The 399-nt window shown below is 59.6% G+C and carries 1 protein-coding gene; it reads left to right on the top strand.

What is annotated here, in order from left to right:
• Positions 1–399: DUF262 domain-containing protein (locus I6F37_RS43310; protein WP_225154881.1), on the top strand; the 399-nt coding region annotated here is incomplete at both ends.

The following is a 399-nucleotide window of genomic DNA, read 5'->3' as shown; positions in this document are numbered from 1 at the left end:
ATCTAATTCAGTCCGTCGACGGCGCGATCTCGCGTGTGCGCACGCGGGCGGTCGACGTTTCCTTCAACGAGCTCTTCGACATGTACAAGTCGAAGGAGCTGATCATCAATCCGGACTTCCAACGCCTGTTCCGGTGGTCCGAGGGCAAGCAGTCGCAGTTCGTTGAGTCGCTCATCCTCGAGCTACCAATCCCGCCGATCTACGTCATCGAGGTCGAGGACGGCGTCTACGAGCTAATCGACGGGCTGCAGCGCATCTCCTCGTATCTACACTTCCGAGGCAAGCATCCCTCCGACCCGGAGGGAACGGAACGGTTCCTCACGCTCGCGGAGTGTGACGTGCTGCCCATGCTGAACGGGCACACGTACGAAGATCTGCCCCAGGCGATTCAGATCAAGC

The organism is Bradyrhizobium sp. NBAIM08, from assembly GCF_020193935.1.
Classification (GTDB): domain Bacteria; phylum Pseudomonadota; class Alphaproteobacteria; order Rhizobiales; family Xanthobacteraceae; genus Bradyrhizobium; species Bradyrhizobium yuanmingense.
This window is presented reverse-complemented; position numbering and strand designations above follow the sequence as displayed.